Origin of the sequence: Pseudomonas sp. BJa3 (assembly GCF_026343815.1) — a bacterium.
Classification (GTDB): Bacteria; Pseudomonadota; Gammaproteobacteria; order Pseudomonadales; family Pseudomonadaceae; genus Aquipseudomonas; species Aquipseudomonas soli.
In genome coordinates, this window is sequence record NZ_JAOXMC010000022.1 from 1 (window position 1) to 14,136 (window position 14,136).

The window sequence follows — 14,136 nt, forward strand, 5'->3', positions numbered from 1 at the left end:
CAACTGCCTTTTTCACCGCTGCCGATCTGACGACCGAAGCACCTCCGCAACCCTCTTGATCGATCAACTCATTGATACTCAAGGAGTTTTTCGTTCCGATGTCGCTGGAAGTGGGGCGCATTATAAGGGGATCTGAAACCCCGTCAACCTTTATTTCAGTTATATAAAGCAAAACCTCAAAACTAAGCGGGGCGGCCTCTCGGCCGCCCCGCTTTCATCCCTGCGCCTTACAAGCTAGGGAAGGCAAACTGCGACGCCTCATGGCTGGCCCGCTGCGGCCAACGCTGGGTGATCGCCTTGCGACGGGTATAGAAACGCACACCGTCCGGGCCATAGGCATGCAGATCACCAAACAGCGAACGCTTCCAGCCACCGAAGCTGTGATACGCCACCGGCACCGGCAGCGGCACGTTGACGCCGACCATGCCCACTTCGATCTCATCGCAGAACAGCCGCGCCGCCTCACCGTCACGGGTGAAGATGCAGGTACCGTTGCCGTACTCATGCTCGTTGATCAACTGCATGGCTTGCTCCAGGCTGTTCACCCGCACAACGCACAGCACCGGCCCGAAAATCTCTTCCTTATAGATACGCATTTCGGGGGTTACCTTGTCGAACAAGGTGCCACCGACGAAATAGCCATCTTCGTTACCGGCCACACGGAAACCGCGCCCATCGACCACCAGCTTGGCGCCAGCGGCGACGCCGTCGTCAATGTAACCCACAACCTTGTCACGGGCGGCCGCGGTCACCAGCGGGCCCATGTCCAGGCCGCAGGATGTACCGGCACCGATCTTCAGCGCCTTGATCTGCGGCTCCAGCTTGGCGATCAGCGCATCGGCCACCTGGTCGCCGACACACACCGCCACCGAAATGGCCATGCAGCGCTCGCCGCAAGAACCATAGGCAGCGCCCATCAGCGCGCTGACCGCGTTATCCAGATCGGCGTCGGGCATCAGCACCGCATGGTTCTTCGCACCGCCCAAGGCCTGCACGCGCTTGCCGCGCTTGGTGCCTTCGGCATAGATGTATTCAGCGATCGGGGTCGAGCCGACAAAGCTCAGGGCCTTGACCTCTGGCGCCTCGATCAGTGCGTCGACCGCTTCCTTGTCGCCGTGCACCACGTTGAGGATGCCCTTCGGCAGGCCGGCTTCCAGCAGCAGCTGGGCGATGTACAGGGTCGAGCTCGGGTCACGCTCGGACGGTTTGAGAATGAATGCGTTGCCGCAGGCGATGGCCAGCGGGTACATCCACAGCGGCACCATGGCCGGGAAGTTGAACGGCGTGATACCGGCGACGATGCCCAGCGGCTGGAAATCGGACCAGGCGTCGATGTTCGGGCCGACGTTGCGACTGTACTCGCCCTTGAGCAGCTCCGGGGCGGCGCAGGCGAACTCGACGTTCTCGATGCCACGCTTGAGCTCGCCCGCAGCGTCCTCCACGGTCTTGCCGTGTTCCTCGCTGATCATCTGCGAGATTTTCGCTTCGTTCTGCTCAAGCAGCTGCTTGAAGCGGAACATCACCTGGGCGCGCTTGGCCGGTGGGGTATTGCGCCAGGCCGGGAAGGCGGCCTTGGCCGAATCGATGGCCTGCTGGATGGTGGCGCGGCTGGCCAGCTCGACCTTGCGCACGGCCTGGCCGGTCGACGGGTTGAAGACATCGGCGGTGCGCTCGCCCTTGCTGACCAGTTCGCCGTGGATCAGGTGCTGAACAATGCTCATGCATAACTCCAGATAAAGAAGGTAGAGACAGGCGCGTGGCACTCACGCGCCCGACGTCAGAATCGGAAAATCAGTCGACCTTGTTCAGGGCTTCGCCCACGGCGTCGAACAGACGATCCAGCTCTTGAAGCTGGGTGTTGAAGGTCGGCCCGAACTGCAGGGTGTCGCCACCGAAGCGTACATAGAAGCCGGCTTGCCACAGCTTCATGGCTGCCTCGTACGGACGAACGATGGCATCGCCATCGCGCGCGGCGATCTGTATCGCGCCGGCCAGGCCGTAGTTGCGGATATCGACGACGTTCTTGGTGCCTTTGACGCCATGCAGCAGCTTTTCGAAGTGCGGCGCCAGCTCGGCTGCGGACTGCACCAGGTTTTCCTTCTGCAGCAGGTCCAGCGCGGCGATGCCGGCGGCGCAGGCGACCGGGTGCGCCGAGTAGGTGTAGCCGTGGGGGAATTCCACCGCGTACTCAGGGGTCGGCTGGTTCATGAAGGTCTGGTAGATTTCGCCGGTGGCGATCACCGCGCCCATCGGGATGGCGCCGTTGGTGACCTGCTTGGCGATGCACATCAGGTCCGGGGTCACGCCGAAGGCTTCGGCACCGGTCATGGCGCCCATGCGGCCGAAGCCGGTGATCACTTCATCGAAGATCAGCAGGATGTTGTGCTGGCTGCAGATCTCGCGCAGGCGCTTGAGGTAGCCCTTCGGCGGCGGCAGCACACCGGCGGAACCAGCCAGCGGTTCGACAATGACCGCGGCGATGTTCGAGGCGTCATGCAGCTCGATCAGCTTGAGCATCTCGTCGGCCAGGGCGATACCGCCCTCTTCCGGCATGCCCTTGCTGAACACGTTGCCCGGCAGCACGGTGTGGGGCAGATGGTCGACGTCCAGCAACTGACCGAACAGCTTGCGGTTACCGTTGACGCCACCCAGGCTGGTGCCGGCGATGTTCACCCCGTGATAGCCACGGGCACGGCCGATGATCTTGGTCTTGGTGGCCTGGCCTTTCAGGCGCCAGTAGGCACGCACCATTTTCAGCGCGGTGTCGGCGCACTCGGAGCCGGAGTTGGTGAAGAACACGTGGTTCAGGTCGCCCGGCACCAGGTTGGCGATCTTCTCAGCCAGCTGGAACGACAACGGGTGGCCGAACTGGAAGGCCGGCGAGTAGTCGAGGGTGGCGACCTGACGGGCCACCGCTTCGCTGATCTCTTTGCGAGTATGCCCGGCGCCGCAGGTCCACAGGCCCGACAAGGCGTCGAACACCTTGCGGCCCTTGTCGTCGACCAGGTAGTTGCCTTCGGCCGCCACGATCAGCCGCGGGTCGCGCTGGAAGTTGCGGTTGGCGGTGTACGGCATCCAGTGGGCATCCAGCTTGAGCTGGCTGGCCAGACCGGCTTGAGCGGATTCGGGCATGTTCATCGGGCGGTTCCTCGAAAGACGATTAGGCAACGATGGGTGTTGTTGCAGCTAAGTTGTCACGGCGATAAAGTTCGAAAAACCCAGCTTTTCTAACCTTCAGTCAGCGGATAACTAAACTAATGAGCCGACGTCCCGATCCCCTCGCGCAGGTCAGCGATTTCGACATTCGCCTATTGAAGATCTACCGCAGTGTGGTCGAGTGCGGCGGCTTTTCAGCGGCGGAAAACGTCCTGGGCATCGGCCGTTCGGCCATCAGCCAGCAGATGAATGACCTTGAACAGCGCTTGGGCCTGCGCCTGTGTCAACGTGGCCGGGCAGGTTTTTCGCTGACCGAGGAAGGTCGCGAGGTCTACCACTCGGCGCTGCAACTCCTCAGCGCCCTGGAGACGTTCCGCACCGAGGTCAATGGCCTGCACCAGCACCTGCGCGGCGAGCTGAACATTGGTCTCACCGACAACCTGGTCACCCTGCCACACATGCGCATCACCCACGCCCTTGCCGAACTCAAGGACCGCGGCCCCGACGTGCGTATCCAGATCCGCATGATCGCCCCCAGCCAGGTCGAGCAAGGCGTGCTCGACGGCAGCCTGCACGTGGGCGTGGTACCGCAGACCAGTCCGTTGTCAGGTCTTGAATACCAACCGCTGTACAGCGAGCGCTCGCTGCTTTATTGCGCGGTCGGCCATCCGCTGTTCTACGCCGAAGACCAGCAGATCGATGACGATCGCCTCAACGCCCAGGACGCTATCGCCCCGACCTTCCGCCTGCCCGCCGACATCCAGGCGCACTACCAGGCCCTGCACTGTACCGCCAGCGCCTCGGACCGCGAAGGCATGGCCTTCCTGATCCTGACGGGCCGCTATATCGGCTATTTGCCCGACCACTACGCCAGCTTCTGGGTGCAGCAAGGGCGCCTGCGGGCGCTGAAGCCCGCCCAGCGCTTCTATGACCTGGGCCTGAGCTGGGTAACGCGCAAGGGACGACGACCAAACCTGGTGCTGGAAAGCTTCCTCGAGAGCCTGGCTGCGACACGCTGATGCCTGTCCCTGACGCTAATGCTTGTCACTTCGGCACAGGCAGGTAATCTGTCCGACATCCGTAACGACCCGCCCGGAATCGTCCATGACCCTAGAAGTCCCTGCGCATCGCTCCCCCGCCTCGGGCAAGCCCGCCGGCCGCATTCGCCAGAAGAACGAACAGGCCATCATCCAGGCCGCCGAGGACGAGTTCGCCCGCCACGGCTACAAGGGCACGAGCATGAACACCATCGCGCTCAAGGCCGGGTTGCCCAAGGCCAACCTGCATTATTACTTCACCAACAAGCTGGGCCTGTACATCGCGGTGCTGAGCAACATCATCGAACTGTGGGACAGCACCTTCAACGCCCTGAGCGTGGAGGACGACCCGGCCGAGGCGCTCAGCCAGTACATTCGCACCAAGATGGAGTTCTCCCGGCGCAACCCGCAGGCCTCGCGAATCTTCGCCATGGAAGTGATCAGCGGCGGCGAGTGCCTGAGCGAGTACTTCAGCGCCGACTACCGGGAATGGTTCCGTGGCCGCGCCGCGGTGTTCCAGGCCTGGATGGACGCCGGCAAGATGGACCGGGTAGATCCGGTGCACCTGATCTTCCTGCTCTGGGGCAGCACCCAGCACTACGCCGACTTCGCCACCCAGATCTGCCAGGTCACCGGCCGCAGCCGCCTGACCAAACAGGACATGGAAGACGCCAGCAACAATCTTATCCACATCATTCTCAAAGGCTGCGGCATCAGCACGCCCGCCTGACCCGGACTTATGCCTTCTACCCTGCTCGAGCTCTGCGAATTGCGCGAAGAAATCCGCAAGAGCCGCTTCATCACCCTCGCCGGCCCGATCGGCAGCCCCGCCGAGGCCATGGCCTTCATCGAACGCCACAGCGACCTGGCGGCCACCCACAACTGCTGGGCCTGGAAGCTCGGCGCCCAGTACCGCAGCAGCGATGACGGCGAACCGGGCGGCACGGCCGGGCGACCGATCCTAGCCGCCATCGAAGCCCAGGACTGCGACCAGGTGGTGGTGCTGGTGATCCGCTGGTATGGCGGCATCCAGCTGGGCACCGGTGGCCTGGCCCGGGCCTACGGCGGCGGCGCCAACAAATGCCTGCAGCAGGCACCCAAGCGTGTGCTGGTGCAGCGCAGCGCGTTCAGTTGCAGCTGCACCTTCAGCGAACTGGCGCTGCTCAAGCTACGCCTGGCTGAGGTGGACGGCGTGGTGCTGGACGAGCAGTTCACCGCCAACGGCGTCGACCTGCGCATCGCCCTGGGTGAAAGCCACTTAAACCTACTGCAGCAGCAACTCGCCGACCTGAGCCGCGGTCGCATCCTGCTGGAAAGAGAGTGAGCGTTGCCCACAACTACTGTGGGCCTGCCTGTGGATAAGCTTGGGGCAAGCTGATACAGGCCTTGTGCGACAAGGCCTGCGAAGCATTGAGCATATTTTGATCACATTTGTGTGACACCGGCACAAGTGACTGAAAGACTGTGAGTTATCCCCAGCTTTCAATGTAAGCTCGCCCCCAAACCGCCATTTTCTGGCCCGCTGCGCTTGCACACAATTACTGTGGAGCGGCTTGTGGATAACCCGTGAACTACAGCGCCAGGCCCAGCCCCCACAGGCTTTCCAGGCAATCGATCGTTTTTTGATCAGCCTCCACAAGGCGAGCGCCAGTTACCTGGTTTATGCTCGTCACCCAGGCCTTTCCCGGTGGAGGGCAATCACCCCGTTGTCGCTCGGCGAGCGAACCTATGCACAACAGCGCTCGCCCCGCCTTTGATATGGAGTATCGCAATGACCGCAAACAAGAATGCCCTGATCATCGGCGCCTCCCGAGGCCTTGGCCTCGGGCTGGTGCAACGCTTGCGCGAAGATGGCTGGAATGTCGTCGCCACCGTGCGCGACCCGCAACAGCCAGGCGCTCTGCGCGAGGTTTCCGGTGTACGTATCGAGCGCCTGGAGATGAACGACACCGTCCAACTCGACGGGCTCAAGCAGCGCCTGCAAGGTGAAGTGTTCGACCTGGTGTTCGTCAACGCCGGAGTCATGGGCCCGCTGCCGCAGGACCTTGAAAGCGTGCAGGTGCAGCAGATCGGCGAGCTGTTCATGACCAACGCCGTGGCGCCGATCCGTGTGGCCCGGCGCCTGGCCAGCCAAGTGCGTCAAGGCAGCGGCGTGCTGGCCTTCATGAGCTCGATCCTGGGTAGCGTGACCATCCCCGACGGCGGCGAGATCTGCCTGTACAAGGCCAGCAAGGCTGCCCTCAACTCGATGATCAACAGCTTCGTGGTCGAGTTGCAGCGCCCCGACCTTGCCGTGCTGGCCATGCATCCGGGCTGGGTGAAGACCGACATGGGCGGCGAGAATGCCGAGATCGACGTGCTCACCAGCACCCGTGGCATGCTCGAGCAGATCAAGGCGCAGAGCGGCAACGGCGGCCTGCGTTTCATCAACTACAAGGGCGAGCCGCTCACCTGGTGATTCACTGCGTGACAGGCCTGGATGGGCGCATTGCCCGGCCAGGCCCTGTAGAATGGCGGCCAACCGTACCTGATCGAGATTGCACACATGTATGACTGGCTGAACGCCTTGCCCAAGGCGGAACTGCACATGCACCTGGAGGGCTCGCTGGAGCCCGAACTGCTGTTCGCCCTGGCCGAACGCAACAAGGTCGCGCTGCCCTGGGCCGATGTCGAAACCCTGCGCGGCGCCTATGCCTTCAACAACCTGCAGGAGTTCCTCGACCTCTATTACCAGGGCGCCGGCGTCCTGCGTACCGAGCAGGATTTCTACGACCTGACCTGGGCCTACCTGCAACGCTGCAAGGCGCAGAACGTTATCCACACCGAGCCGTTCTTCGACCCGCAGACCCATACCGACCGGGGCATTCCGTTCGAGGTGGTGCTCAATGGCATCAGCCAGGCACTCAAGGATGGCCGTGAACAGCTTGGCATCTCCAGTGGTTTGATCCTCAGCTTCCTGCGCCACCTGAGCGAGGACGAGGCGCAGCAAACCCTCGACCAGGCCCTGCCCTTCCGCGACGCATTCGTCGCCGTAGGCCTGGACAGCTCGGAAAAAGGCCATCCGCCCAGCAAGTTCCAGCGCGTCTTCGACCGCGCCCGCAGCGAAGGCTTTTTGACCGTGGCCCATGCCGGCGAGGAAGGCCCGCCCGAATACATCTGGGAGGCGCTCGACCTGCTGAAGATCCAGCGTATCGACCACGGCGTGCGCGCCATCGAGGACGAACGCCTGATGCAGCGCATCATCGACGAGCAGATCCCGTTGACCGTCTGCCCGTTGTCCAACACCAAACTGTGCGTGTTCGACCACATGAGCCAGCACAACATCCTCGACATGCTCGAGCGTGGCGTGAAGGTCACGGTCAACTCCGATGACCCGGCCTACTTCGGCGGCTACGTCACCGAGAACTTCCATGCCCTGCACGAGCATCTGGGCATGACCCAGGAGCAGGCACGCCGCCTGGCGCAGAACAGCCTGGACGCACGCCTGGTGCGCTAACCGACCTGGCGCGAGGGTAGGCAGGCGATCGCGTTGATCTGCTGCTGGCCGAGCGGTGTAAGGTGCACCGCCCGGCTGCCCTCCTGCTCACGCACCCAGCCCGACTGGGTGAACAGCCTGAGCAACGCTTGGCCCAGGCAACCGCCGAGGTGCGGACCCTGATCGTTCCACTTGCTGCAGTGGCAGATCACACAGCCACGCCGGTCGGCGGCGGCCAGCGCGTCGATGAACACCCCCATCGCCTCCAGTTGCCCCTTGCCCTCCTGGCTCACGACCAGGTGCTGTTCGCTGCCCTCCAACCAACCGGCCACATGCAGGCGATGCAGGAGCGCGGCAGCCACCTCGCCGCCCAGATGATCACCGCACAAGCGCGCCTTGCGCATCGACAGAGGGATTTGCAGCGAAGAGCCCTGCCCACCCACGGAGCGGCTGGCCAACTGGACGCTGGCAAGGGCCTCCACTGCGGTGCCGACCTCCGGCGTTGCCAGGCGGAAAAAGCGTTTGCGCCCACGCGTTTCGTGCCTGAGCAAACCGGCACTGGACAACAGCGACAGGTGCGCGCAAGCCGAGGAAGTGCTCAGGCCGGTGATCACGGCAAGCTCGTCCGCCGCACGCGGGGTGCCATCGATCAACGCCCACAACATGGCGCTGCGCTTGGGATCGGCCATCAGGCTGGCAACCTGACTGATGCTGCGGACTGCGGTCATGAAACTGAAGCTCCCTGATGTAACTCGTCTGGCGGCGATAAGCGCCGACGCCCTGCCGCCTGTGCGGGCAAGCACGGGATGGTTCGTGTGCCGGATGGTCAGCGCCAGGCCAGGAAGGATCTCACGCTGGCATTGGGCGCCGGAGGCAGTATAAGCCGCTGGAGGTGGCTCGCCTCGCGGCATGCATGCACGGACCGAGTGGGCGTTGGTCCCCCGCGCAACGTCCGCAAAGGTGCGTTTGTCAGCGCGCCGCGCCGCAGAAGTGGCTTATGCCCCCGTTCTACTGTGGCTGCGCCAGGAACGTAGCTGACAGCCGCTATCACCAGGCTCGAAAAGTCCGACATACACAGTGAAAACTTCCGCTGCGCAAAACAGAAGGTGGCCTTACTTCAAGCCACCATGACCGTCAGTCAGGGGAGTGACTGAAGGTCATGGTGAGCGCCGGGAGCGGCGCTACACTAGTTCCGCTCCCGCTCACTGGAGGTGGATCGCGATGAAGATTGTCGTCAGTGCGTCGAACCGAAATCCCGCCTGCCCCTGGCAGGTCCAGCTCGACCAGCATGTGGTGAGTTTCCGTAGCGAGGCCGAGGCACGCTCGTTCGTCGCCCTGCTGGAGGCGCGCCTGAGCGCGCCCCACACCCTCACGCAGGCCGGCTGGCCTGCAAGCGCCGGGTCAGCACTGCGACACTGACCACCAGTGCGCCGCACAGGCTGATCACCAGCGCCATGGGCACCGCGCTGCCATCGTGCAGCACCCCGACCAGCGCTGCCGCGCCCGCGGCGACGCTGAACTGCAGACAGCCCATCAGCGCCGAGGCGCTGCCGGCCCGCGCGCCCTGCCCGCTCATGGCGCAGGCCGAGGCGTTGGGGATGATGCAACCAAGGCTGGCGATGCATATGAACAACGGCACCAGCAACGGCCACAACTGCGCTGGGCGCAGCGCCGCGACCACCAGCAGCGCCAGCGCCGCCACCAGGTACAGCCACACTGCCCGCGCCAGCAGGAACGCCGGGCCACGCTTGGCCAGCAGGCGCGCATTGACCTGGGCCATCAGGATGAAGCCTGCGGCGTTGGTGCCGAACAGCCAGCCATAGTGCTCGGCGGGCACCCCATATAACTTGATGAACACGAACGGTGAACCGGCGATGTAGGCAAACATCCCGGCGATGGCGATACCACCGGTCAACGCATGACCGACAAAAACCCGGTCACCGAACAGCCGCAGGTACTGGCGCAGCGCGCCCGACAGAGGCTGGCGCGGCACATGGGCCGGCAAGCTCTCTGGCAGCCCCAGGCCGACGGCCACCAGGCAGGCCGCGCTGAACAGGCTCAGGGCGAGGAAGATCGACTGCCAACCGGACACGTTGACCAGCACGCCACCGAGCATCGGCGCGAGGATCGGTGCCAAGCCCATCACCAGCATCAATTGCGAGAACACCTTGGCTGAGGCCACCGCGTCGCACTTGTCGCTGACGATCGCCCGCGACAGCACCATGCCGGCGCAGCCGCCCAGGGCCTGGACGAAGCGCGCCACGATCAGGCTGTCGAGGTTGGGGGCGTAGGCGCAGGCCAGGGAGGCCACGGTGAACAAGCCGACCCCGAACAGTAGCGGGATGCGCCGGCCGAATCGGTCGGCCACTGGCCCATAGGCAAGCTGCCCCAGGGACAGGCCGAGGAAGTAGGCGGCCAGGGTCGCCTGCACATGCTTTTCGTCGGTGGCGAAGGCATGCGCCATGGCCGGGAAGGCGGGCAGATAGAAGTCGATCGCCAAAGGCCCGAACGCACTGAGGGCGCCGAGAATCAGCAAGGTTCGCAGGTTCATGGAGAATCCATAGCAGGCTAAGCAAGTCGGTTAGTCTACCTGCACTGGATCATTGGGCGTTGAAAACCTTTGTAATAATTGGCCTGTAGTTCTGTAGACGCGGACTTGCCCGGGCAGCCCGCGTCTACAGAAATGCTTTAGCTGTACAATCCAGCTGTTCAGGCCACCTCGGCCTGATACCCCTCTTCACGAATCGCCGCCAGGATCTGATCCGCCGCCAGCGCACTGTCCACCCGCACCTGCTTCGCCGCCAGGTCCACCTCTACCCGCGCCGCGGCGTCCTGCTCCTGCACCGCACGGGTCACGCCTTTCACGCAATGGCCACAGGTCATGCCTTGTACATTGAACACTTGCATAGGGGTTGCCTCCTTGTGGGTTTTGTCTACTTTCAGCCTTGCCATCGGGGCAAGGTCAAGTTCCGCGTCAAACGGCCGGGCTGGAAATCCTTGCGCGGCTCGGCCAAGCTGCGCCTTTGACGATTTTGGCAAGCAGGAGATTCTTCATGATCAGGGCAGCAATGAGCCTAGTCGGACTGCTGGGCGCGCTGGCCGTGGTGCCACCGGCCAGCGCCGAAGGCAACTCGGACTACAGCGTGCTGATGATTTCCCGGGAGCGCCTGGAAGTGGCCAGCAGTTGCGAGATCGGTATCTACCTCAATGATCAGTTGGCCGGCCGGCTGTTCCAGGAGCAATCGACCTCGTTCAACCTGCCACCGGGCCCGGTCGACGTACGCTTGCGCCTGCTCCCTGGGCAGATGCCCGGTTGCGCCCCGGGTATCGAGGACCAGCGCAGCACGCGCCTGACGTTGCAGGCGGGGCAGATCAAGAAGTACCGCATCGCCACAGGGCACAAGGGCCTGGAATTGAGGCAAGCCAACCTGGGCTATTGACCTTGCCCGCATGGCAAGGTTGATGCTGAAGGCCTATCCACGGAGGAGAGAGCCATGCCCGCATCCACCACCTTCGACCTGCCGATCAGCGGCATGACCTGCGCCAGTTGCGCAGGTCGGGTTGAACGCGCCCTGCGCAAGGTCACCGGCACCGAACATGTCAGCGTCAACCTGGCCACCGAGCAGGCCCGGGTACAGGCGCCGGCCGACAGCCTGCCGGCATTGGTCGGCGCGGTGCGCGACGCCGGTTACAGCGTCCCCACCCGCACCCTCGAACTGCAGATCGGCGGCATGACCTGCGCCAGCTGCGCCGGCCGTGTCGAACGCGCCCTCGGCAAGCTGCCGGGGGTCGAGCAGGTCAGCGTCAACCTGGCCAGCGAACGCGCCCACCTCGAAGTTTTGCAGGCCGTCGATGACGGCGTGTTGATCGCCGCGGTGGAAAAGGCCGGCTACAGCGCCAGCCTGCCGCGCACCGCCGACGATGACCAGGCCCAAGCCCAACGCCGCCTGCGCAACGAACGCCTGGCGGTCGGCGCCGCCCTGCTGCTGGCCCTGCCATTGGTATTGCCGATGCTGGCGCAACCCTTCGGTGTGCACTGGATGCTGCCGGCCTGGGCGCAGTTCCTGCTGGCCACGCCGGTGCAGTTCATCCTCGGCGCACGCTTCTACGTCGCCGCCTGGAAGGCCGTGCGCGCCGGTGCCGGCAACATGGACCTGCTGGTCGCCCTGGGCACCAGCGCCGGCTACGGCCTGAGCCTGTACCAATGGGCCAACGCCCATGACGGCATGGAACCGCACCTGTATTTCGAAGCTTCGGCGGTGGTCATCGCCCTGGTGCTGCTGGGCAAGTACCTGGAAAGCCGCGCCAAGCGCCAGACCGCCAGCGCCATCCGGGCGCTGGAGGCGCTGCGCCCGGAACGGGCGGTGCGAGTCATCGAAGGGCGCGAGGAAGATGTGGCGATCAGTCAGCTGCGCCTGGGCGACCTGGTATTGGTCAAACCCGGCGAGCGCTTCCCGGTCGATGGTGAAGTACTCGAAGGCAGCAGCCATGCCGATGAGGCGTTGATCAGCGGTGAAAGCCTGCCTGTGCCCAAGGCGCCTGGCGACTCGGTAACCGGTGGGGCCATCAACGGCGAAGGCCGGCTGCTGGTAAAAACCCTGGCCCTGGGCACCGAGACCGTGCTCGCGCGCATCATCCGCCTGGTCGAGGACGCCCAGGCGGCCAAGGCGCCCATCCAGAAGCTGGTCGACCGGGTCAGCCAGGTGTTCGTGCCAGCAGTACTGGTGCTGGCGCTGATCACCCTGGTCGGCTGGTGGCTGGCCGGCGCGCCGCTGGAAACCGCCCTGATCAACGCCGTCGCCGTGCTGGTGATCGCCTGCCCATGCGCCCTCGGCCTGGCCACGCCCGCCGCGATCATGGCCGGCACCGGCGTCGCCGCCCGTCACGGCATCCTGATCAAGGACGCCGAAGCACTGGAGCGTGCCCATGCGGTGAACAGCGTGGTGTTCGACAAGACCGGCACGCTCACCTCGGGCAGCCCGCGCATCGTCCACAGCCAAGCCAGCAGCGGCGACAACGACGAGTTGCTGCGCCTGGCCGGCGCCCTGCAACGCGGCAGTGAGCACCCCTTGGCCAAAGCGGTACTCGACGCCTGCGCCGAACAAGGCCTGCACGTGCCACAGGTTGCTGACAGCCAGTCCCTCACCGGTCGCGGCATCGCCGGCCAGGTGGATGGCCGTGAACTGGCCCTGGGCAACCGTCGCCTGCTCGACGAAAACGGTCTGCCGCCGGGTGACCTGGCCGACAGTACGCAGGCCTGGGAAGCCGAGGGCCGCACGCTGTCCTGGTTGATCGAACGCGGCCAGCACCCTCGCGTACTCGGCCTGTTCGCCTTCGGCGACAGCCTCAAGCCCGGCGCCGGCGCGGCCATCGACGCGCTGCATGCCCGTAGCATCAGCAGCCACCTGCTGACGGGCGACAACCGTGGCAGCGCCAAAGTGGTGGCCGACGCCCTGGGCATCGATGACGTGCATGCCGAAGTGCTGCCAGCGGACAAGGCGGCTACAGTCGCCGCGCTCAAGCAGCAAGGCGTGGTGGCCATGGTCGGCGACGGCATCAACGACGCCCCGGCACTGGCCGCCGCCGATATCGGCATCGCCATGGGCGGCGGCACCGACGTGGCCATGCAGGCCGCCGGCATAACCCTGATGCGCGGCGATCCGCGCCTGGTGCCCGCGGCATTGGACATCAGCCGCAAGACCTATGCGAAGATCCGCCAGAACCTGTTCTGGGCCTTCATCTACAACCTGGTCGGCATCCCCCTGGCCGCACTTGGTTACCTCAACCCGGTACTGGCCGGCGCCGCCATGGCCCTGTCCAGCGTCAGCGTGGTCAGCAACGCCCTGTGGCTGAAAACCTGGAAACCCACCGCCATCGACCAGGAGGCGCCATGAACATCGGCCAGGCCGCCCGCCGTAGCGGGCTCAGCGCCAAGATGATCCGTTACTACGAGTCCATCGGTCTGTTGCGCCCCGCCACGCGCAGCGAAAGCGGCTATCGCCTGTACCAGCAGGAAGACCTGCACAGCCTTGCGTTCATCAAGCGCTCGCGGGACCTGGGCTTCTCCCTGGACGAAGTCGCCAAGCTGCTGACCCTGTGGCAGGACCGCCAGCGCGCCAGCGCCGACGTGAAGGCCCTGGCCATGCAGCATATCGACGCGCTGAACCAGCGCATCGAGGAACTGGTGAGCCTGCGCGACACCCTCGGTGAGCTGGTGGCCCACTGCCAGGGCGATGACCGCCCGGACTGCCCGATCCTCAAGGACCTGGCCAATGGCAGCGGCTGCTGTCACTGAGGGCATCGTCTGCGGGAGTGGCAAGGCGCCACTCCTGCGGAAGCCTTTTGGTATGCCATATTAGCCAACCTCGACCGATATCCCCTTGAATAGCGTTTTCACCCAATAAATACGGGCGTTCGCCTACATAAAACCCAGGCTTTGCCGATGCACTGTTACAGCCTCGTGCAACG

The 14,136-nt window shown here is 64.4% G+C and carries 14 protein-coding genes; 9 read left to right on the forward strand and 5 right to left on the reverse strand.

The annotated features are described in order from the left end of the window. Window positions 1-227 precede the first annotated feature (227 nt). Window positions 228-1,721, reverse strand: coding sequence for a CoA-acylating methylmalonate-semialdehyde dehydrogenase (locus OH705_RS22855; RefSeq protein WP_023629636.1), 1,494 nt, complete (start codon window positions 1,719-1,721; stop codon window positions 228-230). 70 nt (window positions 1,722-1,791) lie between these two features. Continuing rightward, window positions 1,792-3,138, reverse strand: coding sequence for an aspartate aminotransferase family protein (locus OH705_RS22860; RefSeq protein WP_267303046.1), 1,347 nt, complete (start codon window positions 3,136-3,138; stop codon window positions 1,792-1,794). A 119-nt stretch (window positions 3,139-3,257) separates the two neighbouring features. On the opposite strand from OH705_RS22860, the gene OH705_RS22865 reads away from it, so the two are divergent. From OH705_RS22865 to OH705_RS22885, 5 genes are all read left to right on the forward strand, one after another. Continuing rightward, window positions 3,258-4,175 carry a LysR family transcriptional regulator gene (locus tag OH705_RS22865; RefSeq protein WP_023629634.1) on the forward strand — a complete coding sequence of 306 codons (918 nt, stop codon included), beginning with the start codon at window positions 3,258-3,260 and terminating at the stop codon, window positions 4,173-4,175. Window positions 4,176-4,260: 85 nt separating this feature from the next. Next, window positions 4,261-4,923, forward strand: coding sequence for a TetR/AcrR family transcriptional regulator (locus OH705_RS22870; RefSeq protein WP_023629633.1), 663 nt, complete (start codon window positions 4,261-4,263; stop codon window positions 4,921-4,923). Between the two features lie 9 nt (window positions 4,924-4,932). After that, entirely contained in the window at window positions 4,933-5,517 is a 585-nt protein-coding gene (locus tag OH705_RS22875) for an IMPACT family protein (protein ID WP_038706821.1), read from the forward strand. 447 nt (window positions 5,518-5,964) lie between these two features. Continuing rightward, the gene (locus tag OH705_RS22880; protein WP_023630782.1) at window positions 5,965-6,651 is read left to right on the forward strand and encodes an SDR family oxidoreductase; all 687 of its coding nucleotides are present in this window, start codon (window positions 5,965-5,967) and stop codon (window positions 6,649-6,651) included. 87 nt (window positions 6,652-6,738) lie between these two features. Further along, on the forward strand, window positions 6,739-7,689 hold the full coding sequence (locus OH705_RS22885; RefSeq protein ID WP_094012510.1) for an adenosine deaminase: 951 nt from the start codon (window positions 6,739-6,741) through the stop codon (window positions 7,687-7,689). Here the strand turns inward: OH705_RS22885 and OH705_RS22890 are convergent. Beyond that, window positions 7,686-8,396: an ArsR/SmtB family transcription factor gene (locus OH705_RS22890; RefSeq protein WP_023630783.1), complete on the reverse strand. Its 711-nt coding sequence runs from the start codon at window positions 8,394-8,396 to the stop codon at window positions 7,686-7,688. The genes OH705_RS22885 and OH705_RS22890 overlap by 4 nt on opposite strands. A gap of 493 nt (window positions 8,397-8,889) precedes the next feature. On the opposite strand from OH705_RS22890, the gene OH705_RS22895 reads away from it, so the two are divergent. After that, window positions 8,890-9,087, forward strand: a complete 198-nt coding sequence (locus tag OH705_RS22895) for a hypothetical protein (RefSeq protein ID WP_031315199.1) — start codon at window positions 8,890-8,892, stop codon at window positions 9,085-9,087. Here OH705_RS22895 and OH705_RS22900 read toward each other — a convergent pair. Beyond that, window positions 9,038-10,219, reverse strand: a complete 1,182-nt coding sequence (locus OH705_RS22900; protein ID WP_038706823.1) for a multidrug effflux MFS transporter — start codon at window positions 10,217-10,219, stop codon at window positions 9,038-9,040. The genes OH705_RS22895 and OH705_RS22900 overlap by 50 nt on opposite strands. Before the next feature lie 158 nt (window positions 10,220-10,377). Then, window positions 10,378-10,575 carry a heavy-metal-associated domain-containing protein gene (locus OH705_RS22905; protein WP_023632213.1) on the reverse strand — a complete coding sequence of 66 codons (198 nt, stop codon included), beginning with the start codon at window positions 10,573-10,575 and terminating at the stop codon, window positions 10,378-10,380. Window positions 10,576-10,721: 146 nt separating this feature from the next. Between OH705_RS22905 and OH705_RS22910 the strand changes: the two genes are divergently transcribed. From OH705_RS22910 to cueR, 3 genes are read left to right on the forward strand one after another with little or no spacing between them, the layout of a single operon-like run. Beyond that, window positions 10,722-11,108: a hypothetical protein gene (locus OH705_RS22910; RefSeq protein WP_023632214.1), complete on the forward strand. Its 387-nt coding sequence runs from the start codon at window positions 10,722-10,724 to the stop codon at window positions 11,106-11,108. Window positions 11,109-11,162: 54 nt separating this feature from the next. Continuing rightward, a complete protein-coding gene (locus tag OH705_RS22915; RefSeq protein WP_267303047.1) occupies window positions 11,163-13,562 on the forward strand; it encodes a heavy metal translocating P-type ATPase in 2,400 nt (799 codons plus the stop codon). After that, window positions 13,559-13,963, forward strand: coding sequence for a Cu(I)-responsive transcriptional regulator (gene cueR / locus OH705_RS22920; protein ID WP_023631307.1), 405 nt, complete (start codon window positions 13,559-13,561; stop codon window positions 13,961-13,963). Before OH705_RS22915 ends, cueR begins: the two co-directional genes overlap by 4 nt. Window positions 13,964-14,136: the final 173 nt, after the last annotated feature.

Excerpts from the sequence above, each read along its gene's own strand:
- OH705_RS22855 (WP_023629636.1), bottom strand. The coding sequence starts at position 1,721 with ATGAGCATTGTTCAGCACCTGATCCACGGCGAACTGGTCAGCAAGGGC.
- OH705_RS22905 (WP_023632213.1), bottom strand. The coding sequence starts at position 10,575 with ATGCAAGTGTTCAATGTACAAGGCATGACCTGTGGCCATTGCGTGAAA.
- cueR (WP_023631307.1), top strand. The coding sequence starts at position 13,559 with ATGAACATCGGCCAGGCCGCCCGCCGTAGCGGGCTCAGCGCCAAGATG.
- OH705_RS22890 (WP_023630783.1), bottom strand. The coding sequence starts at position 8,396 with ATGACCGCAGTCCGCAGCATCAGTCAGGTTGCCAGCCTGATGGCCGAT.
- OH705_RS22865 (WP_023629634.1), top strand. The coding sequence starts at position 3,258 with ATGAGCCGACGTCCCGATCCCCTCGCGCAGGTCAGCGATTTCGACATT.
- OH705_RS22885 (WP_094012510.1), top strand. The coding sequence starts at position 6,739 with ATGTATGACTGGCTGAACGCCTTGCCCAAGGCGGAACTGCACATGCAC.
- OH705_RS22900 (WP_038706823.1), bottom strand. The coding sequence starts at position 10,219 with ATGAACCTGCGAACCTTGCTGATTCTCGGCGCCCTCAGTGCGTTCGGG.
- OH705_RS22870 (WP_023629633.1), top strand. The coding sequence starts at position 4,261 with ATGACCCTAGAAGTCCCTGCGCATCGCTCCCCCGCCTCGGGCAAGCCC.
- OH705_RS22875 (WP_038706821.1), top strand. The coding sequence starts at position 4,933 with ATGCCTTCTACCCTGCTCGAGCTCTGCGAATTGCGCGAAGAAATCCGC.
- OH705_RS22860 (WP_267303046.1), bottom strand. The coding sequence starts at position 3,138 with ATGAACATGCCCGAATCCGCTCAAGCCGGTCTGGCCAGCCAGCTCAAG.
- OH705_RS22915 (WP_267303047.1), top strand. The coding sequence starts at position 11,163 with ATGCCCGCATCCACCACCTTCGACCTGCCGATCAGCGGCATGACCTGC.
- OH705_RS22880 (WP_023630782.1), top strand. The coding sequence starts at position 5,965 with ATGACCGCAAACAAGAATGCCCTGATCATCGGCGCCTCCCGAGGCCTT.
- OH705_RS22895 (WP_031315199.1), top strand. The coding sequence starts at position 8,890 with ATGAAGATTGTCGTCAGTGCGTCGAACCGAAATCCCGCCTGCCCCTGG.
- OH705_RS22910 (WP_023632214.1), top strand. The coding sequence starts at position 10,722 with ATGATCAGGGCAGCAATGAGCCTAGTCGGACTGCTGGGCGCGCTGGCC.